Here is a 24291-nt window from a genome sequence, read left to right on the forward strand (position 1 = left end):
GGGAGCGCAATGTCCGAAACCGGTCTGCTGCCGGCATATCTGATCGTCGGTACCGACGGAGTCAAGCGCGATCACGCCGTCTCACGTATGAAAGCGCGTCTGGAAAAGTCGGGTATGGTCGAGTTCAACCTCGACGAGCGCGACATGACCAAGGACCCCGATATCGAGTCCATTATCGGATCGCTTAACACCTTTCCGATGGGCAGCGAGTTTCGCCTGGTAATCCTTGACGGCTGTTCAAAGCTCGCCAAGGCGGTCTCGGAGCCGCTCGTTGAGTATCTGGCAAGTCCCAGCCCCACAACGGTCTGCCTCATCATCGCCGACTCGCTTGCCAAGAACACGCGCCTGTATAAGGCGATCGCCAAGATCGACAAGAAGGCCGTGATCGATTGCTCCGGCACCAAGCGCTGGGAGCTACCGCGCCGTGTGCAGCAGATGGCGACGCAGCACGGCAAGTCGATCTCGACGGCGGCCGCCGAGGAACTCGTCTCGCGTTCGGGTGAAAACACTCGCATGCTCGATAACGACTTGGCTAAGCTTGCCCAGATGGTCGAGGCGCCGCAGATTGAGCTTGCCGACGTTGAGCGCTGGATTGTACGTACGGCCGAGGTTCAACCCTGGGACTTTCTCAATGCGGTCTCGGCCCGTGACATGCGACGCTCGCTCGAGCTCTTCAATCTACTGCCCGCCAAGAGCTACGTGTGGACTTACACATTGCTGTGCGGCCGCATCCGCGAGCTTATCGTTGCCAAGGCGCTCGATGCGCGCGGACAGGGTCGTGAGTTGGCCGCAACACTTAAGCTCCAGTCCTGGCAGGTCAAGAATCACCTGACCTGGGCACGTCGCTTTTCGATGGCAGAGCTCGTTGCCGCGCTCGAGGGCGCGGTCGATGTGGAGCTCGCGCTGAAGGGTTCGGCCGATTCTCAGACCTCGCTTTTGCTCTGGATTACGAACATCTTGAGAAAATCGTGATGATACCTGCCTATTTGACAAATTCGTTCTATCCCTTTGAGGGGGAGCGTGCTATAGTAGGCGCTTGCATGACCTCACCGTGTCTCAGAGGTGTCATACATTTTTTGCAAGGAACTCGAAAGGAACTCCAGAAGTGGCAAACATCAAGTCTCAGAAGAAGCGTATCCGCACCAATGAGGCAGCTCGCATGCGTAACAAGGCTGTCAAGTCCGAGCTCAAGACGCTGACCAAGCACGTCCAGTCCGCCGTCGCCGAGGGCGACGCCGAGAAGGCCCAGGCTGCCCTCAAGACCGTCACCAAGCGTCTCGACATGGCTGCCGCCAAGCATGTTATCCACAAGAACCAGGCTTCCAACCGCAAGTCCGGTCTTGCCAAGCTCGTGAACAGCATCAACGCCTAAGTTGTAAATTTCACACCACACAGATTACGCGCATAAATGGAGCCTGTTTTATGGAACAGGCTCCATTTTTTGTACCGCTCGGGTAAGATAGTCCGCATGAATACTTCAATTGACATTTCCCACATCCGCAACTTCTCAATCGTTGCGCACATCGACCATGGCAAGTCCACGATCAGTGACCGCATTCTCGAGCTCACCCATACCGTCGACGAGCGCGACATGGAGTCGCAGCTGCTCGACACCATGGATATCGAGCGCGAGCGCGGCATTACGATCAAGTCCAATGCCGTTCGCGTGTCCTATGACGCCGACGATGGCGAGACGTATCAGTTCAATCTGATCGATACGCCGGGCCACGTTGACTTTACCTATGAGGTCTCGCGCTCGCTGGCAGCCTGTGAGGGCGCGGTGCTCGTTGTCGACGCCACGCAGGGCGTCGAGGCGCAGACCGTCTCCAACGCGACGCTCGCCATGAACGCCAATCTGGACATTGTGCCGGCCATCAACAAGATCGACTTGCCCTCGGCTCATCCCGATGAGGTTAAGACCGAGATCGAGGATGACCTGGCGATCCCTGCCGATGATGCCGTGTGCGTCTCGGGCAAGACCGGCGAGGGCATCCACGATCTGCTGGAGTCCATTGTCTTTTTGATCTCTCCGCCCAAGGGCGATGCGAACGCGCCGCTCAAGGCACTCATTTTGGATTCGTACTTTGACGAGTATCGCGGTGTGGTGGCTACGGTGCGCGTCTTTGACGGCTCCATCAAAAAGGGCGATACGCTGCGCATGATGCAGGCCAAGGGCGACTTTTTGGTCGATGGCGTGGGCGTCAAGCGTCCCGCCGAGACGCCGGTCGATGCTCTGACCGTCGGCGAGGTCGGATACGTGGTCACGGGTCTGAAGGATCCCGAGGCCGTTCGCGTGGGCGATACCCTCACGTGGGCGTCGAATCCCTGCCCCGAGCCTCTTCCCGGCTACCGCGAGGCTAAGCCCATGGTCTATACGGGCCTGTTCCCGATTGATAACAAGGACTACGAGAACCTGCGTGACGCGCTCGATAAGCTGCACGTCAACGACCCGTCGTTGGTGTGGGAGCCCGAGACCTCGGTGGCGCTCGGCTTTGGCTTCCGTGTGGGCTTCCTGGGCCTGCTGCACATGGAAGTCGTCAAGGAACGCTTGGAGCGCGAGTTCAATCTGGACCTCATTGCCACGAGCCCCTCGGTTGACTATCACGTCTACAAGACCGACGGCGAGATGATCGATGTCCGCAGCCCGCAGGACCTTCCCGAGGCCACGCGTATCGATCGTATCGAGGAGCCCTACCTCAAGGCAAAGATCATCTGCCCGCCTGAGTACACGGGTGCCGTCATGCAGCTCGCCATCGAGCACCGTGGCATTACAACCGACATGATCCATCTCACGAGCAAATCGGTCGAGATGCGCTTTGACATGCCGCTCGCCGAGCTCATCCTGGACTTCTTCGATCAGCTCAAGAGTCGTACCAAGGGCTATGCCTCGCTCGACTACGAGTTCAACGAGTACCGTCCCTCCGAGCTCGTTAAGCTCGATATCTTGCTTTCGGGCGACGAGGTGGACGCGCTGTCGTTTATCGTCCACAAGGACAAGGCCTATGGTCTGGCCCGTGGCCTGTGCGACAAGCTTAAGGAGATCATCCCGCGTCAGCTGTTCGAGGTGCCCATCCAGGGTGCTATCGGCAATAAGATCATTGCCCGCTCCACCGTCAAGGCGCGTCGCAAGGACGTGCTTGCTAAGTGCTACGGCGGCGATATCTCGCGTAAGCGCAAGCTGCTCGAGAAGCAGAAAGAGGGCAAGAAGCGCATGAAGGCCATCGGATCGGTCGAGGTCCCGCAGGAGGCCTTTATGGCGATCCTCAAGGTGGACGAGTAGGTCTATGGCGCTTTCTGAATACAGCAAGCGGCTGCTGGGCGCCTATGCCGAGCAGCCGTTCCTTATGGCTCCCATGGCGGGCGTGACCGACCCTGCCTACCGCATCATGTGCCGCCGCCGCGGTGCCAACCTTGCCTACAGCGAGATGGTGAGCGTGGCGGGCCTTGCCTATGCCAGCAACAAGACCTGGCGCCTGGTGCTACCGGCCGACGAGGAGCAGCAGATTTGCGTGCAACTCTTTGGCTCCAAGCCCGATCAGTTTGCGAGCGCCGTCGCTGCCGTCGAGGAGCGCGTTGGCGATCGCCTGTCGCTCATCGATATCAATATGGCCTGCCCGGCCCGCAAGGTTGTTACCAAGGGCGAGGGCTCGGCGCTCATGCGCACGCCCGATTTGGCCGAGAAGATCGTCGAGGCGGCGGTGGGCGCGGCGCATGTACCCGTGACCGTAAAGATCCGCAAGGGCTTTTATGCCGAGGACCGTAATGCCGCGACATTTGCCCAGATGCTCGAAGGCGCCGGTGCCGCCGCGGTGGCGGTGCATGGCCGCTGCGCCACGCAGCTCTATACGGGCCAGGCCGATTGGTCGGTCGTCGATGAGGTTGCCGACGCCGTTGAGATTCCCGTGATCGGTTCGGGCGATGTGTTCTCGGCCGAGGATGCCGCGGAGCATCTGCGCAACTCGGGTGCCAGCGCGGTGTTTATTGCGCGCGGTATCTATGGGAACCCGTGGGTGTTTGGCGATGCTCGCGCCCTTGCGCTCGATGGCATACCGGTGCCGGCTCGCAGCTCCGTTGAGCGCCTGGACGCCCTGCGTGAGCACCTAACGCTGACGCATGAGCTCCTGCCGCTCATGTCGCGTGCCCGCACGTACGCAAGCTGGTACTTAAAAGGCATGCCCCATGCTGCAGCCTGGCGCGCGCAGGTGGTGCGCTGCTCCACGTATGAGGAGTTTATGGCGCTGGTCGATGAGATCGAGCATGATGTGGTGGCCTGTGAGGCTGCCCTTGCCGCCGGCGAATCGGTGCCCCCTCATCCGCTGGAGGCTTAAGGGTGGCCGTTACAGCGCTGTACGTGCACGTGCCGTTCTGTGCCCAAAAGTGCCGCTACTGCGACTTCGACTCGCGCAGCTTTGCTTCGTGTGATTTGGATGCCGCGCTCGATTCCTATTTTGAGCAGTTGTACGCGCGCCTCGATGCTTTTGGTAAGGCTGGGGCCCTCGACCAGATCCGCACCGTCTATGTTGGCGGCGGTACGCCGTCGCTGGCGGGGGAGCGCCTGGTGGAGCTGGCGCGGCGTATTCGTGCGTGGTGCGCCCCCGTTGAGTTTACCTGCGAGGCCAATCCCGAGTCGCTGACCGCCGAGCTTGCCACTTCGCTTGCCAAGGTCGGTGTCACACGCGTCTCTCTGGGCGTGCAAACCCTCGACAATACCGAGCTGGCTGCTATTGGCCGCATTCACGATGCTAATCGGGCACTTGCGGCTATCGCGACGGTGAAGGACGCTGGCCTCGATGTGTCGTGCGACCTTATGTGTGGCCTTCCCGGGCAGACGGCGGCGAGTTGGCGGCGCACGCTCGATGGCGTGCTGGCGGCGGCTCCGCAGCATGTGTCGGTCTACCCGCTTACGCTCGAGGAGGGGACGCCCCTTTATCGCATGGCGTGCCGCGACGAGTCGCTCGAGCCCGACGAGGATTTTCAGGCCGCATGCATGGACGTGGCACGCGAGCTCCTGGGTGCGGCCGGTTATCATCCCTATGAGGTGGCAAGCTATGCACTCGACGGCCATGAGTGCGCCCATAACATTGCCTACTGGACCGGACGGGGCTACCTGGGCCTGGGTCGTTCTGCCGCGGGCATGCTCGACGCCGAGGATTTCGACAGTCTTGCAGGTTTGTTCCCCGGCGTGTCTGCTCGAGGCGATGCGTACCGCGTGCGTCTGGTGCAACGTGACGATGACGCGACGTCGTTTGAGGCCGAATACCTGTCGCAGCGAGAGGCTTCGGCCGAAGACCTGATGCTCGCCTGTCGCATGACGCGCGGTATTGCGTCCGATCTGTTGGTTCGTGCGACTTGCGTCATCCCAACGGGCGAGCTGGCAGCTGCCTGCGATCGCGCGCTCGAATTGGGTCTTGCCACTTGGGTGCCCGAGACGCTCGGGGTCCATGAGGGACGCTTTACTTCGGCAGATGTCGTCGCGGGCCATGTTCGAGCTCGTTTAGCGCCCACCCACTTGGGCTGGCTCGATGGAAATGTGCTGTTCGAGCTGTTTTGGGGTCTAGCCTAGGCCGCTCGGGTAGAATTACCGCAATATATACGCTGCTGTGAGCAGGAGGTTGCCGCGCATGGCGACGATGAACGAAAAAGATTACTACGAGATTTTGGGTGTCTCTAAGGACGCCACCTCGCGTGATATACAAAAAGCCTTCCAGCAAAAGGCCCGCAAGCTCCATCCGGACGTCAATAAAGAGCCGGATGCCGAGGAAAAGTTCAAAGAGGTTTCCGAGGCCTATGCCGTGCTTTCGGACGAGCAGAAGCGTGCGCGCTATGACGCCATGCGCTCGGGCAATCCCTTCGCCGGCGCTCCTGCGGCTTCTCCCTATGGCGGCGGCTACGCCGGTAGCGCGGGCTATGGCTATCCCTTTGAGGGCGGCTTTCCCTTTGGTGGCGCCTGGGGCCAGCCGCGTCGCGGGCAGGCTGCCTATAATCCCGAGAACGGCGCCAACGTGGTCGTCGATATTAAGCTCGACGCCAAGGAAGCCAAGGGTGGTGCCCGCAAGACCGTCCGCTATACGCGCTTCGATACCTGTGGTCACTGCGGAGGCTCGGGTTCTGTCTCCTCCGAGCATGCACATACCTGTCCGAGCTGCGGCGGTCGCGGCCACATCGACGTCGACCTGTCCTTCCTGTTTGGTGCCGGCACGTTTCAGTCGGTCTGCCCCGAGTGCGGCGGTTCCGGTAAGGTCGTCGCCGACCCCTGCCCCGATTGCGGCGGCAGCGGGCGAACCCGTGTGACCTCCGAGCAGACGATTGAGTTTCCTGCCGGTACGCACGATGGCGACGAGGTCCGTATTAGCGGTATGGGTCACGCCGGCACCAACGGTGCCTCGGGTGGCGATTTGGTCGGTCGCGCCCATGTTGAGGCCGAGCGCCTGGAAGGCAAGGCCCGTACCGGTTTTTACCTGATGGGCATCGTGGCGCCGTTTTTGGTGCTGTCGGCCATCTCGGGCGTGTTCTCGGCCTTTGCCGTGATGTGCTTTATTCCGTTTGCCATGGGCCTGTTCATGGTGCTCTCGGACGGCGTACTGCATCGCAGCCTGCTGTGGTGGAAGCGCGGCGCGATGCAGTTTGCCAATGGTTTTGCCAACGGATTTATGTTTGCGCTCGTGTCGGTTTGGTTTGCGAGCTGCTCGCAGCGTGCCATGCTTTCGCCCTACGCAATGCAATAACATCAAACCCTCTGTTTGCGGCCGGCCCAGCTTGGGTATAGGACGCACTGTGACAATAATGAAAGTCGGAAGGATTCGGTCGTGTCGGAAAATAGGGATTACTACGAGGTACTTGGCGTCGACAAGGATGCCGACGCGCGGACGATTAAACGCGCGTTTCTAAAGAAGGCCCGTACCGTACACCCGGACGTTTCGGACGACCCCGAGGCCGAGGCCAAGTTCAAGGAGCTCAACGAGGCGTATTCCGTTCTTTCCGATGAGCAGAAGCGTGCTAACTACGACCGTTACGGCACTGCCGACGGCCCCGGTGGCTCCGGCTACGTCGATATCAATGATATCTTTGGCGGCATGGGCATGGACGACCTCTTCTCCTCGTTCTTTGGCGGCGGTGCCAGCGGTGGCGCCCGAAATCGCCGTGAGCGTCGTCGCGGCCGCGATATGGCCATCTCCCTTTCGGTGACCCTTGAGGAGGCGGCGCTCGGTTGCAAAAAGACGATCAGCTATGACCGCCTTGCCCCCTGCGAGGATTGCAACGGCACCGGCAGGGCCGAGGGTGCACAGGAAAAGCAGTGCAGCCGCTGCCGCGGCACGGGCTATGTCACGACGGTCCAGCGTTCGTTCCTGGGCCAGGTTCAGTCCTCTTCGCCTTGCCCCGACTGCCACGGCGAGGGCACGGTTATCGACCATCCCTGCGAGACCTGTGACGGTCAGGGCCGCACGCCTTCGCACGAAAAGATCGACATCGATATTCCCGCCGGTGTTTCGACCGGTCGCCAGCTGCGCGTGAGTGGTTTTGGCGAGGCCGGCCTTCGCGGCGAGCCTTCGGGTGACCTGATTGTCAACGTGCGCGTTGCCGACCATGAGCGCTTTAAGCGCAACGGTGACGACCTGTACTTGGTGAGCGATATCTCGATTGCGCAGGCTGCGCTCGGCTGCGAGATCGAGGTCGAGGGCATTATGCCCGACGAGGTCGTTAAGGTGACGGTTCCCGCCGGCGCCCAGTACGGCGACACCGTGAGCGTCAATAATTACGGCATGCCGCGCATTGGCGGTGGCGGTTCGCGTGGCCGCCTGATCGTGCAACTGCGCGTGGTCGTTCCCACCAATCTTTCCAATAAGCAACGCGAGCTGCTCCGTGCTTTTGCCGATGAGATGGGCGATGACGTCGCTTCCGGTAAGAAGTCGGTGACCGACCGTATCAAGAGTGCCCTCGACGATATCCTCGATTAAGGAGCCCGCGTGCTCGCACCCCATATTTCCGTCGTCAACCTCGGCTGCCGTGTCAACCGGGTTGAGTCTGACCGTATCACTGCCGATCTTATGCGCCTGGGCTTTGCTATGGTGGAGCCCCAGGATGCCGATCTGATCGTCATTAACACCTGTGCCGTTACGGGCGAGGCCGAGGCCAAGACACGTAAGGCCGTCCGTCATGCGCTGGCCCATCCAAACGAGCCTTATGTGCTCGTGACCGGTTGCGTGGTCAATTTGCATCCCGAGGAGCTGTTGGAGCTTTCGGATCGCGTGATCGCCGAGCCGTCCAAGATCGATGTCGCCGAACGTGTCTGCGAGGTGCTGGGCGTTGAGTCCGATAGCGTTCCCGCCTGCAGCGATGGCGAGGTGGTCGATGCGCTCGGTCGCTCTCGCCTGGGCGTGAAGATCCAGGACGGCTGCAACCATCGCTGCACCTATTGCATTGTGTGGAAGGCGCGCGGCCCCGAGCGCTCCGTGCCCGTCGAGTCCGTGCTTGAACAAGTTCGCGAGGCCCAGGAGGCCGGCGTGCCCGAGGTGGTGCTGACCGGTGTGAACCTGGGTGCCTACGATGGCAAGAGCGCGACCGACGAGCATGTCGAAATCGATGAGCTGCTCGAGGCCATCATGGAGCGCACGACTATTGCGCATGTGCGCATTTCGTCGGTCGAGCCCATGGATATCTCTGAGCGCCTGCTTAAGGTTATGGCGCGCTATCCGCAGCGTATCGCCCCGTTTTTGCACCTGCCCGTGCAGTCCGGCTGTACGGCGACCCTGCATCGCATGGGTCGTCCCTATAGTGCGGAGGCCTTTGAGGACACGGTGCGCATGATTCGCGCCAACTTGCCCCAGGTGTCTCTTTCGTGCGATGTCATCGTCGGCTTCCCCGGCGAGACGGACGAGGAATTCGAGGAGTCGCTGGCGCTGTGCCGCCGTGTGGGCTTTTCGCGCATGCACGTGTTCCGTTACAGCAAGCGTCCCGGTACCCTTGCGGCTGACATGCCCGACCAGGTGCCGCCCGAGGTTATGGCCGAGCGCAGCCGCCGTATGCGGGCCGCGGCACAGGAGCTCGCTATTGCCGACGCTCGTCGTCGCGTGGGCACGGTCGAGCGTGCCGTGCTCGAGTATGGTGACAACCTGACGCTCGGCTCGTTCCATCATGCCCGTCTTGACGATACCTGTGGACTCACAGCCCCGTGCCTGCTCGATGTTGCTATCATCGGAGTCGATGATTCCGGCTTGGTCCATGCGCGCAGGGAGGTTCATGGAAGCCTCGAAGATTAGACTTACCGTTCCCGAGGGTATCGACCCCTCGCGCGTTTTGGGCGCCGGCGACGGCGTCCTTCGTGCACTCGAGAACTTGGTGCGCGCCCATGTGGTCGCCCGTGGCGATAGCATCGCCGTGAGCGGTGACCCGGACGAGGTCGAGCTCGTGGTGCGCTTTTTCGAACATGCTTTTCGCGAGGCGGCCGCCGGCCGTACCCTTTCTGCCGACGATGTCTCGCGTTGCTTGGCTGTCCTGCGCGATGGAGAGCATGATGCCTCGTCGCTGCGCGATGACGTGCTGCTGTCGTATCGCGGCCGCGTTATTCGTCCCAAGACGCTCGGCCAAAAACGCTATGTTGACGCCATCCGCTCGCATACCATCACGTTTGGCCTGGGTCCTGCCGGCACCGGTAAGACTTATCTGGCCATGGCGCTCGCCGTTGCCGCGCTCAAGCGCCACGAGGTGGGTCGTTTGATCTTGACGCGTCCGGTTGTCGAGGCGGGGGAGAATCTGGGCTTTTTGCCCGGTACCCTTGAGGAAAAGATCGATCCCTACATGCGTCCGCTCTACGACGCCCTTTTTGACATGATGGATCGCGAGCGCACCGATGAGCTTATGGAGCGCGGCGTGATCGAGATCGCCCCGCTTGCCTATATGCGCGGCCGCACGCTGAGCGATGCTTTCGTGGTGCTCGACGAGGCGCAAAATACCACGCCTGAGCAGATGAAGATGTTTCTGACGCGCTTGGGTTTTAACTCCAAGTTTGTGATTACCGGCGACCTGAGCCAGCGCGACCTGGTGGGTCGTCGTGGTGGCTTGGCGGATGTCGAGAAGATTTTGGGCCGTGTCGACGATGTCGCATTTTCGCACCTCGAGCGTGCCGACGTGGTGCGCCATGCCTTGGTGGGACGTATCGTCGAGGCGTACGATACTTATGATGATGTGCGCGAGAAACGCGTACGTGACCGAAAGGAGTCCCGTTGAGTGTATTGATCAGCAACGATGCCGAGCTCGATACGCTGCTTGACGCGCAGGAGGTGGAGCACATCTGCGAGGTTGTGCTTGCTGCCGAGGGCGTTGAACGTGAAGTCGAGATTTCCCTTTCGTATGTCGACGAGGACGAGATGCACGAGCTCAACCACGAGTGGCGCGGTATCGATCGCACCACCGATGTACTCTCGTTTGAGTGCGATTCGGCCTTTGACGATGACATTCCCGCCGATGAGACGCTCGAGCTCGGCGATATTATCTTGGCCCCGCAGGTTATTGCCCGTCAGGCCCCCGGTTTTGGCAATAGCCCCGCTGACGAGTGCCGTCTGATGCTCGTTCACGGCATGCTGCACCTGCTGGGCTATGACCACATCGAGGACGACGAGGCCGAGGTCATGGAGGCCCGCGAGGACGCCATCCTGCGCGATCTGGCGCTTGAGCGCGGCGAGGACCCCAAGCTAGTCCACGTCGGCCCCATCACCAACCACGCCCACGACTAGGAGCCGTCTATGATTCCCGGATCGAACAAGGACCATCCGTCCTTCTTAAAGTCGTTTTCCTACGCCATGGAGGGCTTCGTCACCGCTGTCAAGACCGAGCGCAACATTAAGGTCATGCTCGTGGCGGGCGTGTGCACTGTCATTGCCGGCTGTATCGTGGGGCTCGACATTGCCGAGTGGGCCACGATTATCATCTGTTGTGGCCTGGTGATTCACGGCGAGCTGTGCAACACCGCTATGGAGGCTATCGTCGACCTAGCGACCCAGGAGCTCCATCCGCTGGCCAAGCGTGCGAAGGACATCGCCGCCGCCTCTGTATACGTTCTTTCCATCACCGCCGCGATTGTGGGCGTACTGGTATTTGCCCACGCGCTCGACTTTATTTAGAAAGGGATTCCCATGTCCGACAATATGCAGCCTACCGATGAGATTTTGGACGACGAGTCCCTGGACGCGGTGGATACCGAGGAGCTCGAGGATGTCGAGGAGTTCGACCCGTTTGAGGGTATGAGCGACGAGGAACTCGACGCCCTGTGCGACGAGGACGACAACCTCGCGGGCTTTGGTGACGTTGAGCCCGGTTTCCGCAGCGGCTTTGTGGCCCTGGTCGGTCGTCCCAACGCTGGCAAGTCTACGCTGCTTAATGCCTGCTATGGCAAAAAGGTCGCCATCACCTCGCCGGTGGCCCAGACGACCCGCCGCCGCATGCGCGCCGTCGTCAACCGCCCCGGCTACCAGCTGGTCTTTGTCGATACCCCCGGTATTCATAAGCCCAAGGACGGCTTGGGATCCGAGCTCAACAAGAGCGCGTTGTTCGAGCTGAACGATGTTGATGTTGTCGCGTTTTTGATTGATGCCACCAAACCGATCGGCAGGGGAGACGCCTGGGTTGCCGAGCGCGTCAGATGCGCTCGTTGCAAGAAGGTCCTGGTGCTCACCAAGGCCGATGAGGCCGACCCCGCACAGGTCATGGAGCAGCTTAAGGCGGCCCACGAACTCATGGAATATGACGACGAGATCGTGACGTCGTCGGTCAAGAACTTCAACGTCGATGCCTTTATCGAGACCGTTGCGCACTTTTTGCCTGAGGGTCCGCGTTGGTTCCCCGAGGACATGGGTACCGACGCTTCCGATGAGACGCTCGTTGCCGAGTTTGTGCGCGAGAAGGTCTTGCGCCGCACCCGTGATGAGATTCCGCACTCCGTTGGCGTGATCTGCGATGCGCTTGAGCAGACCAAGAAGGTGCTGCGCGTGCACGCCACCATTTACGTCGAGCGCGAGGGCCAAAAGGGCATCATCATCGGTAAGGGCGGCGAGATGATCAAGCATATCGGTATCGACGCCCGTCGCGATCTTGAGCGCATCTTTGGCACGCAGGTCTTTTTGGAGCTGGACGTGAAGGTCAAGGCCGGCTGGCGTGACGACGAGGCCCAGATTCGCCGCTTTGGCTACAACGCCGAGGACTAAGGACGCGCGGCGCGCATGGCAGGCTCCCGGACATATCGCACCAAGGTGCTCGTTCTCGACAAGACGAAGCTCAAAGAGACCGACCTGATCTTGACGATGCTTGACGAGCGGGGACGGCAGGTTCGTGCCGTGGCAAAGGGCGCCCGCAAACCCGGCGGACGCCTGGCTGCGCGCTGCGAGCTGTTCTGTACGGTCGATATGCTGCTCGCACATGGACGGTCACTCGACGTGGTTTCTCAGGCCGAGCTTATGGAGGCGCCGCTCGGCGCTGCGCCCGATTACGAGACGACCTGCGCCGCAAGCGCGATCGCCGAGGTCGCGCGCGTGTGCTCGTTCGAGGACGCCGAGGACCCGTTTACCTTTGCCATAACGCAGCGAGCGCTTGCCCTGGTGGGCAGCGGGCTTGACACGGCACATATGGACCTACTTGTGGCGGCATATGTCTTTAAGCTGCTATCGCACGTTGGCTATCGTCCCGATTTTTCGGCCTGTGTGCTGTGCGGAGACCCCATGCTGTCGTATTTTTCGCCCCAGGCGGGCGGTCTCATGTGCGGGTCGTGCGCGTCGAGCGTTCCGGGTGCCGAACTGGTGTCGACCGGTGAGGTCGCATGGCTGCGCGCCCTCATGTCCATGACCTTCGATGCGCTCATGGCCGAGCGAATCGACCCGCATACCGCAGCCTTTTTGCTGGGGCTTTCGCATGTTTGGGCTGCGACGCACACCGATCAGCGCCTCCGTGCGATGGAATTCATGTTGGGTCGGTGATGATGCGCAGGCGCGGGCTGCTTGTGGTAACATACCGACCTGTTGGTACCTCGACCTTGGTTGCTCGCTCCACCGGCGGCTTCCCAGTCCGAGGCGAATCGAGTCGCCCGATGGCGACGCAAAAAGAAAGGTGAAACAATGACTGTTTCCAAAGAGCGCAAGGCGGAGCTGACTGCCCAGTTCGGTAACACCCCGGTCGACACCGGCAACCCCAAGGTTCAGGTCGCCATCCTGTCCGAGCGCATCAAGGAGCTGACCGAGCACATGAAGTCCCATCAGAAGGACTTCCACACCCGTCGTGGTCTGCTCATGCTCGTCGGTCGTCGTCGTCGTCTTCTCTCCTACATCAAGAAGAACGACATCGTCGAGTACCGTGAGCTCATCAAGGCTCTGGGCATCCGCGACAACATCCAGTAGGATTTGTACATGCTAAGAGCGTCCTGCGCAGCGGGGCGCTCTTTTTGTGTAAGGGCGTGAACAATCACGCTCTGAAGCGTGGCGGGGGCAGGGGGCCCGCGTCACATGAGAAGCCCGCAGGCAAGGGGCCTGTGGGGTAAAGGAGAACAATGACACTCGTATCCAAGACCTTTGAGCTGTACGGCAAGACCTACACCTTTGAGTCGGGCGAGCTTGCCAAGCAGGCCACCGGCGCCTGCCTGGTCAAGCAGGGCGACACCACCATGCTCGACACCGTGGTCGTCTCCAAGGAGCGCAAGAACTACGACTTCTTCCCGCTGACCGTCGACTTCAACGAGAAGATGTACGCCGCCGGCCGCATCCCGGGTGGCTACCTCAAGCGTGAGGGCCGTCCCAGCGAGAAGGCCACGCTCACCGCGCGCATGATCGACCGTCCGATTCGCCCGAGCTTTCCGGATGGCTTCCGCAACGAGGTGCACATCGTCGCTACCTCGCTTGTCGCCGACCAGGTCAACCCCTTTGACGTCATCAACGTCATGGGTGCTTCCCTGGCCATGACGCTCGGCGGCGTGCCCTTCGAGGGCCCGCTTGCCTGCGTGCGCATCGGCCGTAACGTGGAGACCGGCGAGTTTATCGTCAACCCCACCTACGAGGAGCGCGAGAACTCCGATCTGGACTTGGAGCTGGGCGGCTCCGCCGACTTCATCTCGATGGTCGAGGCCGGCGCCGAGGAGATCTCTGAGGACGACATGCTCGCCGCCATGAAGTTTGGCCAGGAGGCCCTTGCTGCCTTCTGCCAGGCTCAGGATGAGTTCGTCGCCGAGTGGGAGCAGGTCAACGGCCCCATCGTCAAGAAGGAGTACCCGCTCGACCAGCCCGTCGAGGAGGTCCAGGAGCGCATCTTCGCCCACTACGACGAGATGGCAGCCGCCTTGCGCGACGCCGACAAGCTCTCCCGTATCGGCAAGGTCGAGGCTCTGAAGGAGTCCATCCGCGCCGAGTTCACCGAGGAGGAGCAGGCCGCTTGGGAGCGCGAGATCCCCGTGGCGCTCAAGAAGCTTGAGAAGAAGGCCATGCGCACCATGGTCGTCGAGACCGGCGAGCGCGTCGACGGCCGTGCCGCCGACGAGATTCGCCCCATCATGGTGAAGGATAACTACCTGCCGCTCGTTCACGGCTCCGGCCTGTTCCAGCGCGGCCAGACCCAGGTGCTCTCCGTCCTGTCACTCGGTATGCTCAACGAGGGCCAGCGTCTGGATACCATTGAGCCCACCGAGGGCAAGCGCTACATGCACCACTACAACTTCCCGCCGTTCTGCACCGGCGAGACCGGCCGCATGGGCAGCCCCAAGCGCCGCGAGATCGGCCATGGCAACCTGGCCGAGCGCGCCCTGCTTCCGGTGCTCCCCGACGAGAACGAGTTCCCTTATGCCATCCGCGTCGTCTCCGAGGTCATGGAGTCCAACGGTTCCTCTTCGATGGCTTCGACCTGCGGCTCCACGCTCGCCCTTATGGACGGCGGCGTGCCCATTAAGCGCCCGGTCTCCGGTATCGCCATGGGCCTGATCCAGGAGGAGGGCAAGACCGTGGTCCTGTCCGACATCCAGGGTCTCGAGGACTTCCTGGGCGACATGGACTTTAAGGTCACCGGCACCACCGAGGGCATCACCGCCCTGCAGATGGACAACAAGGCCACCGGCCTTACCTTCGACATCCTGGCCCGCGCCCTGCAGCAGGCCAAGGAGGGTCGCGCCTTCATCCTGCAGAAGATGCTCGATGTGATCCCCGAGCCGCGCCACACTACGCGCAGCACCGCTCCGCGCATCGTTTCCATCCAGGTTCCGACCGACAAGATCCGCGACGTCATCGGTTCCGGCGGCAAGGTCATCCGCGGCATCCAGGACGAGACCGGCGCCTCGGTCGACATCCAGGAGGACGGCACCGTCTTTGTCGGCGGCACCGGCGAGTCCGTCGACCAGGCTGTCGAGCGCATCAAGCTCATCATCAAGGTTCCCGAGCCGGGCGAGGAGTACACCGGTCGCGTGGTTTCCATCCAGCCCTTCGGCGCGTTCGTGAATCTGCTGCCCGGCAAGGACGGCCTGCTGCACATCTCCCGCGTTGCCAAGGGCCGCGTGGAGAAGGTCGAGGACGTCCTCAACGTGGGCGACGAGGTCAAGGTCGTCGTCATCGAGGTCGACGATCGCGGTAAGATCTCGCTCGATCGCCTTGACAAGCCCGAGGCCCCGGCTCGCGCCGAGGGTGCCTCCGAGGGCGACGGCGAGCACTTCCAGCGCCGTGAGCGTCCGCGTCGCGAGCGCTCCGAGCGCAGCGACCGTCCGCGCCGTCCCGGCGACAACGGAGGCCGCAAGCCCCGCCGTCACCACGACGCCGAGTAACAGCTAAACATAAGCAGCTCAACAAGGGCGACTCCGGACAGGGGTCGCCCTTTTGCTTGCGCCCGGGAGGGCCGCATATGAAGTTTCCTGCTCTACAGTCCTGCGCAAGACGGAAAGCACATTAAGTGCTTTCCTTTGCGTGCGGAACTCGCGATAAACTTCATATGCGCCCCTCCCGGGCGCAAGCAAAAGGGCTGGTTAGTGCCGCTCGCTATTTAGTTAGACAGTCTATTCAGTAGTCAGATTTCAGATCTGTAGATAGCCGCAGCAGCATCTTCCCAGATAAAACCGACCAAAATAAACCTGTCTCTTTTTGGCAGGTTTCCCGTGGGGCGGGCACTGATGAAGTTTATCGCGAGTTCCGCACGAACAGGAGGCCACTTAATGTGGCCTCCGTCGTGAGCAGGACTGTAGAGCAGGAAACTTAGCCCGTGCCGGGGCCGCTGAGCCCTGACCGGCGGGATGGACCAGTTCAGATGGGGCTTTGATGCATGGGTGGTCTGTTGTTGTGCAAATGGGTATCATACTGTGGTTATTGCATCGACTCTGCGATGCATGTTTGTACGTTCCCGGCGGTCGGTTTGCCAGAAGCGCCCCGTCGGTTGTTCCAGACCCGTTTCGAAGAAAGGAAACCACACTAACCTATGGCAGCTAAAAAATCATCTCCCTTGAAGATCATTCCGCTCGGCGGCCTTGACGGCATCGGCAAGAACATGACGGTCTTCGAATGCGGCGACGACATGGTGCTCGTTGACGCTGGCCTCATGTTCCCCGACGATTCCCAGCCCGGTATTGACCTGGTGCTTCCCGACTACACCTATGTTCTGGAGAACGAGGAGAAGCTCCGCGGTATCGTCGTCACCCACGGCCACGAGGACCACACCGGTTCGCTTCCGTATCTGCTGCAGGACCTCAACAATAAGGTGCCCATCTTCTCGAGCAAGCTGACGCTTGGCTTTATCGAGGGCAAGCTTTCTGAGTTCCGCATCCGCGCACCCAAGTTCCGCGAGGTCAAGGGCGGCAGCCATGTCAACCTCGGCGGCATCTCGCTCGATTTCTTTTCGATGACGCACTCCATCCCCGGCGCTCTGGGCGTGTTCATCCGCACCAATCAGGGCACCGTTATGCACACCGGCGACTTTAAGCTCGACCAGACGCCCATCGACGGCGTCACGCCCGACTACGCCGCTATCAGCCGCTTTGCCAAGCAGGGCATCGACCTGCTGCTTTCCGACTCCACCAACGCCACGGTTCCGGGCTTTACCAAGTCCGAGGCCGAAGTCGGCCCCAACCTGCTGCACGCCATCAAGAACGCGCCGGGTCGCGTGTTCGTCGCGTCGTTCTCGAGCCACATCCATCGTCTGCAGCAGATCTGCGATGCCGCCCGCAAGTGCGGCCGTAAGGTCGTTGTGACCGGTCGCTCCATGCTCACTAACACCCGCGTGGCGCGCGAGCTTGGCTACCTCAACATCGACGACGCCGATATCATCGATGCCTTTGACATCGATAACCTGCCCGACGACAAGATCGTCGTCATGTGCACCGGTTCGCAGGGCGAGCCGCTGTCGGCCCTGTCCCGCATGGCCAACGGAGAGCACAAGACGCTCTCCATCCACGAGGGCGATACCGTTATCCTCTCGGCAACGCCGGTCCCCGGTAACGAGAAAGCCGTCCAGCAGGTCGTCAACAGCCTAGCCAAGCTCGGCTGCGACGTGTGGGATAAGAACCGCGCTCTCGTTCACGTCTCCGGTCACGGTAGCCAGGAGGAACTCAAGCTACTGATGGCCATGGCCAAGCCCACCTACTTTATGCCGGTTCACGGCGAGGCCGTGCATCTGCGTGCCCATGCCCAGCTGGCCCGCAAGATGGGCATCAAGGATGATCACATCTTTATCCTCGATAACGGCGACACGCTCGAGATGCGCGGCGGTATCGTCAAACGCGGTACGCCCGTCGAGTCCGGCGTCGTCTACGTCGACGGCCTGCGTATCGGCGATACCGACCCCATCGTCCTGCGCGATCGTCAGAAGCTCGCCAACGACGGTATGGTTACCGCTGTTGCCATCGTCTCGCTCAAGCACAAGAAGATCGAGGCCATCGAGTTCTCGGGCCGCGGCGTCTCGTTTGCCATCGACGACCAGTTCTCCGAGGATGCCTCCGCGTCCATTATGAAGACGATCGAGAAGGGCAAGTTTAGCTTTACGAGCAGCGGTTCCGATGCCATTCGCAAGGCCGTGCGCGATTCGCTCTCTAACTTTATCTGGAGCCGTACGCGCACCCGTCCGATGATCATCCCGGTCGTCATGGAGGTTTAGTTTGGCGCGCGGATCTGCACAAAACGCCAAAGGCAATAAGGCCAATAACCAACCGGCATCTGCTAAGGGTGCCGGTTCCCATCTGCGTGCCAATAAGGGCCACGAGGCGGACTTCGACGATTTTGAGCCCTTGGTCGAGCCCTCGGCCAACCGCGATATCGCCGGCGTGGTCATTGCCGTTTTGGCGATTGCGTCCTTTATTGCCGTGATTTCGCCGGCGACTGCGCCCGTTACGGCTGCGGTTGCCGGTTTCTACCACTTGGGCTTTGGTCTGGGCGCCTACGTGCTGCCGATCGTCATTTTGCTGTTTGCCGCCACGCTCTTTTTAGGCGAGGACTCGCCGCTCAACGCGCGCTCTGTTGCGGGCGGCGCCGTGGTCTTTATCGCCGTCGTCTCCATTCTTTCGTTGATGGTGCCAGGTACGAGCGACTCGTGCGACCTTATGTTCACGCCGCAAAATCTGTCCGCCTCGGGTGGCTACATTGGTGCGTTTATTGCGAGTGCGCTGCAGAATGCCCTGGGTAAGCCTATCGCGATGGTAGTCCTGTTGGGCCTTGTCGTCGTGGGCCTGGTCATCATCGGCTTTTCGGTGGGTGGCGTTTTGCGCTCTGCTCGCGACCGTGCGGCCGATTTTGCCGAGCGCCGTCGTGCCGATGTTAACGCGAGCCCGTGGGGTGACGATGAAGCCCTGTCGGTGCCCGGCGTTGCCCGTCCTCACCTGAGCATTCTTCGTCAAAAGGGCTCCGATGCTGCCGTGACCACGGTCATGGGCAACGATGTGGACCCGGTTTTGGACGATGACGACGAGGACGAGGATCCGTTTGTCGACGTGTCCGATGCCGTGGAAGCTGAGCGCGCTAAGACGACGCTGTTGCCGCGCCGCCATGCCAAGAAGGGCAAGGCTGCGCCCAAACTCAATACGAGTGAGCCCGACCCGTCTTGGTCCGAGAGCGAGATTGAGCTCACCGAGGGCGATGACGAGGACGACGAGGCTCCGATTGAGACCGCAAAGACAACTTTGCTGCCGCGTCGCCATGCAAAGCGCGACCAGGTAACCGGTCAGCTTTCGATGGAAGACGACCCCGATAAGATCGACGAGTCCGAGCCGCCGTTTGCCGTGAATCCTGTCTCGGCAGCACCTCAGATCCCCGACTTCTTGAAGCATCCCAAGGTTGCCGATGCGCCTGCCTTGAGTGCTGTCGAATCGGCTGCGGCTAGCGATGGGGGAGCGGACGGCGGCGCCGCAGATAACGAGGGCGAAGAAGAGGACGGCCTCAAACTTCCGCCACTTGAGATTCTGCATGCCAACCCGCAGTCGGCTTCCTCCGCGTCTTCTGACAAGGAGCTGGAACAGACTGCCGAGTCGCTTCAGTCCACCTTGCTGGAGTTTGGTCGTAGTGCCCGCGTGGTCGGCTGGATCGCCGGCCCCACGGTGACGACCTTTAAGCTGCAACCTGGCGAGGGCGAGCGCGTGAGCAAGATTTCGAGCCTCGAGGACGATATCGCGCTATCGCTTGCTGCCCAGTCGGTGCGTATCTTTGCCCCGATCCCCGGCACCTCGCTTGTGGGTATCGAGATCCCCAATCGCAAGCGCCAGAACGTCAACCTGGGCGACGTGCTTCCCTATGTGAAGGGCGGTCCGCTCGAGCTCGCCATCGGTCGAGATGCCGAGGGTACGCCGGTCGTCGCCGACCTTGCCAAGATGCCCCACCTGCTGATCGCCGGTACCACGGGTTCCGGTAAGTCGGTCATGATCAACTCCATCATCACGACCTTGCTCATGCGCGCCCTTCCCGAGGACGTTCGCCTGATCATGGTCGACCCCAAGCGCGTCGAGCTTGCGGGCTATAACGGTCTGCCGCATCTTTACGTGCCTGTAGTGACCGAGCCCAAGCAGGCCGCGAGCGCTCTGCAATGGGCCGTGTCCGAGATGGAGCGTCGCCTGAAGGTCTTCGAGCGTCTCAACGTGCGTAAGATCTCGACCTACAACGAAAAGCAGGCCGCCGGCGAGTTTGAGCATTACGACAACCCGCCGCAAAAGATGCCCTACTTGGTCATCATCATTGACGAGCTCTCGGACCTGATGATGGTTGCCGGCAAGGATGTCGAGGCCTCGATCGTGCGTATCGCCCAGCTGGGCCGTGCCGCCGGTATTCACCTCATCGTGGCTACGCAGCGCCCGAGTTCCAACGTGGTGACGGGCCTCATCAAGGCCAACATCACCAACCGCATCGCCTTTAACGTCGCCACGGGCATCGACTCGCGCGTCATCATCGACCAGATGGGTGCCGAAAAGCTCACCGGTTTGGGCGACATGCTGTTCTCCAAGGTCGACTGGGGCAAGCCCCGCCGTATCCAGGGCTGCTTTGTCTCGGATGATGAAATCAACGAGATTGTCGAGTTCGTCAAGTCGCAGAGCGAGCCCGACTACCACGAGGAGATCCTGTCTGCCGTGGCGCCCGCTTCCATGTCCATGGCGGGTGGTGGCGGCATTGTCCGTACCGGAGTCGCCGAGCCGCAAGACGATGATCCGCTCATTTGGGAAGCCGCCCATATTGTGGTGGAATCTCAGCTTGGCTCCACATCTGGCCTGCAACGTCGTCTGAAGGTTGGCTATGCGCGTGCCGGGCGTATTATGGACATGCTGGAAGAAAAGGGTGTCGTCGGTCCGCCCGACGGTTCCAAGCCGCGTGAGGTCCTGTTGGACGAGGAGGGGCTTGCCGCGCTGGAATCTGTCGATGCCGAGATGGCACGTGAAGATCGTGAGTTTGGAGGATTCTGATGGCTGCACGCTTTGGTGACATGCTGCTTGAGCAGCGTCGCCGAATGGGCCTTTCCATTCAGCAGGTCGCCAACACCATCAAAATCAGGCCGCAGATCATCGAGTTTTTCGAGACCGGTAACTTTGCTTCGATGCCGCCGCGCGGCTATGCGCAGGGCATGATTTCGAGCTATGCTCGCTTTTTGGGCCTCAATCCGCGCGAGGTCGTCAATGCCTACTTTGACGACCTGATGGCTTACGAACGCGAGACGTCGCAGCAGGGCGGTCGTTTTCAGGACGCCGCCGGCTACGTTAATTCGCGTTCCTCGGTCGATAACGGGCGCTTCCTGATGGTTCAGGGCGGTCGTTCGACCCGCTATGGACAGCGTCCTCAGCAGGCCGGTTATATTACCGAGACGGGTTCGGGCGAGGAGATTCGCTCACAGCGTGACCGGTTCCGCAGCACGCCGATGCCCGAGGACCGTGCACTTCCCGCTGCCCGCGGCGTGGCGCGTGACCCTCGTGCCGGCTACGGCGACGGCGGCTATTCCGATCGCGGTTACCGTGGTGCCTCTACGGGACGTTCTCGCGGAGGCTATGCGGACGCCGATACCACGCAGGTGACGCCGCGTCTTCGCTCTCAATCACAGCCGTATGGCCAGCGCTCTTCGGCTCCGCGTTCGGGCCAGCGTGGCTATCAAGGCCGCGGTGAACTTGCGCCCCGCTCGGGTCAGCGCAGCCTTCAGGGCCAGGGTGGCTATCGCGGCCGTTCCGATAGCAATCGTGGTCGTATGCCTCAGGGAGGCGGCCGCAGCAGTTCCAATCGTGGACGCGGCGGATCACGTACTCCTCAAAACAACGGGCTCGATCCGCGTATCGTCTACGCCGGCATCGGTGCCGTTGCGCTGCTGTTGATTGTGCTCATCGTGGTGCTTCTGCGCGGCTGCGCATCTTCGGCGCCCGAGACCACGCCCGAGACGCCCACTGCTACCAAGACAACGACTAAGAAGTCTTCCAAGAAGACCGAAACGGTCGACGAGGACGAAGACACCGATGAGGCGACGGATGAGTCGACTGATTCGGACGCCACCAAGACGACGGCCAAGAAGGAAGAGAACGAGGTCACGAAGGTCAAAGTCTCCGTTGCCAAGGGTAAGACCGCGTGGATTGAGGTCAAGGTCGACGGCAAGTCGGTCTATGGCGCCCAGGCGACTGGCCCCTTTGGGCAGGAGTACACGCCCGAGTCCTCGATCGAGATCACCACATCCAAGCCTTCCGATGTCACCGTTACCAAGAACGGTGAAAAGGTCCGTTACGATACCAAGACCTCCGGCGTGGCGCGTGTGACGATCACCGTTCCCAAGAAGGAGACGACTGATTCCGAGAATGGTGAGAGTTCTGATGGTGCCGACGCCACCGATGGTAACGATACCACCGACGGTACCGATGCCCAGTCCGCGGATGGCGCCGATACCGCAACTGACGGTCAGACGCCCACCGATTCTACCGACTATTCGTACGATAGCTACTAAGCCGCTCGTACGCGAAAGGAAACATCATGGCTAAAGATTCCAGCTTCGACGTCGTGTCCGAGGTCAACATGCAAGAGGTCGACAACGCCTTTCAGCAGACCACGCGCGAGATTTCCCAGCGCTATGACCTTAAGGATTCCGGCGCTACGATCGAGCTTTCGAAGGGCGACAAGCTCTTTACGATTAACGCCCCGGCCGACTTTGTCTCCAAGCAGATTATCGACGTGCTGAGCTCCAAGCTCATCAAGCGCGGCATCGACCTCAAGGCTGTCTCGTGGGATGCTCCTCAGGCGGCATCGGGCGGCACCGTGCGCGTGTTCGGCCATATCGTCGAGGGTATCGACCAGGCGACCGCCAAGAAGATCAACAAGGACATCAAGGACCAAAAACTCAAGGTCAAGGTGACCATCGAGGCCGACAAGCTGCGTGTTTCCTCTGCTTCGAAGGATGCGTTGCAGACCGTGATCCAGTTCCTGCGCGACCAGGACTACGGCCAGCCGCTACAGTTCACCAACTACCGCTAATATCATTCGAAAGGACCGCTCTCCAACATGGATACACCGTTGGGCTCCGTGCTCTACATCACCCTCGGGTGCGCTAAGAACGAGGTTGACACCGACCGCATGCGTTCTCTTTTGACCGCCGCAGGCTACGAGGAAGCATTCGACCCGCAGGATGCCGATATCGCCATCGTCAATACATGTTCGTTCCTCGCCTCCGCAACGTCCGAGAGCATCGAGACCACGCTCGAGCTCGCCAATGAGGTTCAGGACGGCGTTCGTTCTTGCCCCATCGTCATGTGCGGCTGTGTGCCGTCGCGCTATGGCGACGACCTGCCCGACGAGCTGCCCGAGGTCGCTGCCTTTGTGAAGGCCGACGATGAGGACGGCATCGTGGCGGTCATCGATGGCGTACTGGGTGTCGAGCGTGAGATCGCGGCCTATATCCCTCAGGTCAAGCGTACCGTCGAGGGCGCCGTTGCTTACGTCAAGATTTCCGATGGCTGCAACCGCTTCTGCAGCTTCTGCATGATCCCCTATATTCGCGGTCGCTATCATTCGCGCAATGCCGAGAGCATTATCTCCGAGGTACGCGACCTGGTTGCCGGCGGTGTGCGCGAGATCGTGCTGATCGGCCAGGACACGGGTATTTGGGGCACCGACTTTACTGACGAGGATGTCGCCGAGGGCTCGCCGCGCAATCTGGCGCAGCTGCTGCGTGCCGTCGCCGAGGCCGTGCGCCCGCACAACGTCTGGGTCCGCGTGCTCTATCTGCAGCCCGAGGGCATGACCGATGAGCTTATCGATACGATTCGCGATACGCCCGAGGTGCTGCCCTATATCGATATCCCCGTGCAGCACTGCGACGCGCGCATCCTCAAGGCTATGCGCCGTTCCGGTTCGCGCCAGGAGCTCGAGGACCTGTTCCGCGATCTGCGTGAGCGTATCCCCGGCATCGTGATCCGTTCCACGGCTATGGTCGGCTTCCCGACCGAGACCGACGACGAGTTCCGCGACCTTATCGATTTTATGGACACCGTCGGCTTTGACTACACGAGCGTCTTTGCCTACTCGCAGGAGGAGGGCAGCCTGGCCGCTAAGATGGAGGGTCAGGTCGACGAAGAGGTCAAGCTCGAGCGCGCCCAGGAGGCCATGGACCTGGCCGAGTCGCTCGGTTTTGCCGCCACCGCCGCACATGTGGGCGAGCGCGCCCAGGTGATCGTCGACGGTATCGAAGAAACCGAGGACGGCACCGAGCTGATCGGCCATGCCTGGTTCCAGGCGCCCGATTCCGATGGCGCGGTCCACTTGGACGCCAGTGAGGCGTCCGTGGGCGATATTCTGACTGTCGAGTTTACCGATAGCTTCTGCTATGAGCTTATCGGCCATGTTGTGGAGTAGGAGAGCA

20 protein-coding genes are annotated in these 24291 nt (G+C 61.1%); all 20 read left to right on the forward strand.

Annotated features, from left to right (window positions below):
* Nucleotides 1–9: 9 nt before the first annotated feature.
* A complete protein-coding gene (holA, locus tag DW913_RS04985) occupies nucleotides 10–972 on the forward strand; it encodes a DNA polymerase III subunit delta (RefSeq protein WP_117797775.1) in 963 nt (320 codons plus the stop codon).
* 133 nt (nucleotides 973–1105) lie between these two features.
* Nucleotides 1106–1372 carry a 30S ribosomal protein S20 gene (gene rpsT, locus DW913_RS04990; protein WP_022094714.1) on the forward strand — a complete coding sequence of 89 codons (267 nt, stop codon included), beginning with the start codon at nucleotides 1106–1108 and terminating at the stop codon, nucleotides 1370–1372.
* 96 nt (nucleotides 1373–1468) lie between these two features.
* Nucleotides 1469–3280, forward strand: coding sequence for a translation elongation factor 4 (gene lepA, locus DW913_RS04995; protein ID WP_117797776.1), 1812 nt, complete (start codon nucleotides 1469–1471; stop codon nucleotides 3278–3280).
* A 4-nt stretch (nucleotides 3281–3284) separates the two neighbouring features.
* Nucleotides 3285–4328 carry a tRNA dihydrouridine synthase DusB gene (gene dusB / locus DW913_RS05000; protein ID WP_117797777.1) on the forward strand — a complete coding sequence of 348 codons (1044 nt, stop codon included), beginning with the start codon at nucleotides 3285–3287 and terminating at the stop codon, nucleotides 4326–4328.
* A gap of 2 nt (nucleotides 4329–4330) precedes the next feature.
* Nucleotides 4331–5563, forward strand: coding sequence for a radical SAM family heme chaperone HemW (hemW, locus tag DW913_RS05005; RefSeq protein ID WP_117797778.1), 1233 nt, complete (start codon nucleotides 4331–4333; stop codon nucleotides 5561–5563).
* A gap of 58 nt (nucleotides 5564–5621) precedes the next feature.
* A complete protein-coding gene (locus tag DW913_RS05010) occupies nucleotides 5622–6725 on the forward strand; it encodes a DnaJ domain-containing protein (protein WP_199580764.1) in 1104 nt (367 codons plus the stop codon).
* An 81-nt stretch (nucleotides 6726–6806) separates the two neighbouring features.
* Complete coding sequence (gene dnaJ, locus DW913_RS05015; protein ID WP_117786043.1) at nucleotides 6807–7955, forward strand: molecular chaperone DnaJ; 1149 nt, start codon at nucleotides 6807–6809, stop codon at nucleotides 7953–7955.
* Nucleotides 7956–7964: 9 nt separating this feature from the next.
* Complete coding sequence (locus DW913_RS05020) at nucleotides 7965–9257, forward strand: MiaB/RimO family radical SAM methylthiotransferase (RefSeq protein WP_117797779.1); 1293 nt, start codon at nucleotides 7965–7967, stop codon at nucleotides 9255–9257.
* Nucleotides 9238–10224 carry a PhoH family protein gene (locus tag DW913_RS05025; RefSeq protein WP_117797780.1) on the forward strand — a complete coding sequence of 329 codons (987 nt, stop codon included), beginning with the start codon at nucleotides 9238–9240 and terminating at the stop codon, nucleotides 10222–10224. The genes DW913_RS05020 and DW913_RS05025 overlap by 20 nt, the downstream gene beginning before the upstream one ends.
* Entirely contained in the window at nucleotides 10221–10730 is a 510-nt protein-coding gene (ybeY, locus tag DW913_RS05030) for an rRNA maturation RNase YbeY (protein WP_117654802.1), read from the forward strand. Before DW913_RS05025 ends, ybeY begins: the two co-directional genes overlap by 4 nt.
* Before the next feature lie 9 nt (nucleotides 10731–10739).
* Nucleotides 10740–11117, forward strand: coding sequence for a diacylglycerol kinase family protein (locus tag DW913_RS05035; RefSeq protein WP_117797781.1), 378 nt, complete (start codon nucleotides 10740–10742; stop codon nucleotides 11115–11117).
* Nucleotides 11118–11129: 12 nt separating this feature from the next.
* Nucleotides 11130–12197 carry a GTPase Era gene (era, locus tag DW913_RS05040; RefSeq protein ID WP_199580766.1) on the forward strand — a complete coding sequence of 356 codons (1068 nt, stop codon included), beginning with the start codon at nucleotides 11130–11132 and terminating at the stop codon, nucleotides 12195–12197.
* A 15-nt stretch (nucleotides 12198–12212) separates the two neighbouring features.
* Nucleotides 12213–12962: a DNA repair protein RecO gene (gene recO, locus DW913_RS05045; RefSeq protein WP_117797782.1), complete on the forward strand. Its 750-nt coding sequence runs from the start codon at nucleotides 12213–12215 to the stop codon at nucleotides 12960–12962.
* Between the two features lie 138 nt (nucleotides 12963–13100).
* Entirely contained in the window at nucleotides 13101–13379 is a 279-nt protein-coding gene (gene rpsO, locus DW913_RS05050; protein ID WP_035138510.1) for a 30S ribosomal protein S15, read from the forward strand.
* A gap of 149 nt (nucleotides 13380–13528) precedes the next feature.
* A complete protein-coding gene (locus tag DW913_RS05055; protein WP_055309899.1) occupies nucleotides 13529–15775 on the forward strand; it encodes a polyribonucleotide nucleotidyltransferase in 2247 nt (748 codons plus the stop codon).
* A gap of 644 nt (nucleotides 15776–16419) precedes the next feature.
* Nucleotides 16420–18090: a ribonuclease J gene (locus DW913_RS05060; protein WP_006235967.1), complete on the forward strand. Its 1671-nt coding sequence runs from the start codon at nucleotides 16420–16422 to the stop codon at nucleotides 18088–18090.
* A 1-nt stretch (nucleotide 18091) separates the two neighbouring features.
* Complete coding sequence (locus DW913_RS05065; protein ID WP_233542003.1) at nucleotides 18092–20872, forward strand: DNA translocase FtsK; 2781 nt, start codon at nucleotides 18092–18094, stop codon at nucleotides 20870–20872.
* On the forward strand, nucleotides 20872–22383 hold the full coding sequence (locus tag DW913_RS05070; RefSeq protein WP_117797783.1) for a helix-turn-helix domain-containing protein: 1512 nt from the start codon (nucleotides 20872–20874) through the stop codon (nucleotides 22381–22383). Before DW913_RS05065 ends, DW913_RS05070 begins: the two co-directional genes overlap by 1 nt.
* Before the next feature lie 26 nt (nucleotides 22384–22409).
* Nucleotides 22410–22907: a YajQ family cyclic di-GMP-binding protein gene (locus tag DW913_RS05075; RefSeq protein ID WP_117797784.1), complete on the forward strand. Its 498-nt coding sequence runs from the start codon at nucleotides 22410–22412 to the stop codon at nucleotides 22905–22907.
* A 27-nt stretch (nucleotides 22908–22934) separates the two neighbouring features.
* Entirely contained in the window at nucleotides 22935–24284 is a 1350-nt protein-coding gene (gene rimO, locus DW913_RS05080; RefSeq protein ID WP_117797785.1) for a 30S ribosomal protein S12 methylthiotransferase RimO, read from the forward strand.
* Nucleotides 24285–24291 lie beyond the last annotated feature (7 nt).

This window comes from Collinsella sp. AM42-18AC (genome assembly GCF_003467965.1).
Classification (GTDB): Bacteria; Actinomycetota; Coriobacteriia; order Coriobacteriales; family Coriobacteriaceae; genus Collinsella.

Bases quoted from the DNA above. Each gene is read 5' to 3' on its own strand.
- DW913_RS05075 (WP_117797784.1), top strand. From the start codon at position 22,410: ATGGCTAAAGATTCCAGCTTCGACGTCGTGTCCGAGGTCAACATGCAA.
- rpsO (WP_035138510.1), top strand. From the start codon at position 13,101: ATGACTGTTTCCAAAGAGCGCAAGGCGGAGCTGACTGCCCAGTTCGGT.
- DW913_RS05070 (WP_117797783.1), top strand. From the start codon at position 20,872: ATGGCTGCACGCTTTGGTGACATGCTGCTTGAGCAGCGTCGCCGAATG.
- recO (WP_117797782.1), top strand. From the start codon at position 12,213: ATGGCAGGCTCCCGGACATATCGCACCAAGGTGCTCGTTCTCGACAAG.
- DW913_RS05010 (WP_199580764.1), top strand. From the start codon at position 5,622: ATGGCGACGATGAACGAAAAAGATTACTACGAGATTTTGGGTGTCTCT.
- DW913_RS05025 (WP_117797780.1), top strand. From the start codon at position 9,238: ATGGAAGCCTCGAAGATTAGACTTACCGTTCCCGAGGGTATCGACCCC.
- dusB (WP_117797777.1), top strand. From the start codon at position 3,285: ATGGCGCTTTCTGAATACAGCAAGCGGCTGCTGGGCGCCTATGCCGAG.
- DW913_RS05060 (WP_006235967.1), top strand. From the start codon at position 16,420: ATGGCAGCTAAAAAATCATCTCCCTTGAAGATCATTCCGCTCGGCGGC.
- lepA (WP_117797776.1), top strand. From the start codon at position 1,469: ATGAATACTTCAATTGACATTTCCCACATCCGCAACTTCTCAATCGTT.
- DW913_RS05055 (WP_055309899.1), top strand. From the start codon at position 13,529: ATGACACTCGTATCCAAGACCTTTGAGCTGTACGGCAAGACCTACACC.
- holA (WP_117797775.1), top strand. From the start codon at position 10: ATGTCCGAAACCGGTCTGCTGCCGGCATATCTGATCGTCGGTACCGAC.
- era (WP_199580766.1), top strand. From the start codon at position 11,130: ATGTCCGACAATATGCAGCCTACCGATGAGATTTTGGACGACGAGTCC.
- DW913_RS05035 (WP_117797781.1), top strand. From the start codon at position 10,740: ATGATTCCCGGATCGAACAAGGACCATCCGTCCTTCTTAAAGTCGTTT.
- rimO (WP_117797785.1), top strand. From the start codon at position 22,935: ATGGATACACCGTTGGGCTCCGTGCTCTACATCACCCTCGGGTGCGCT.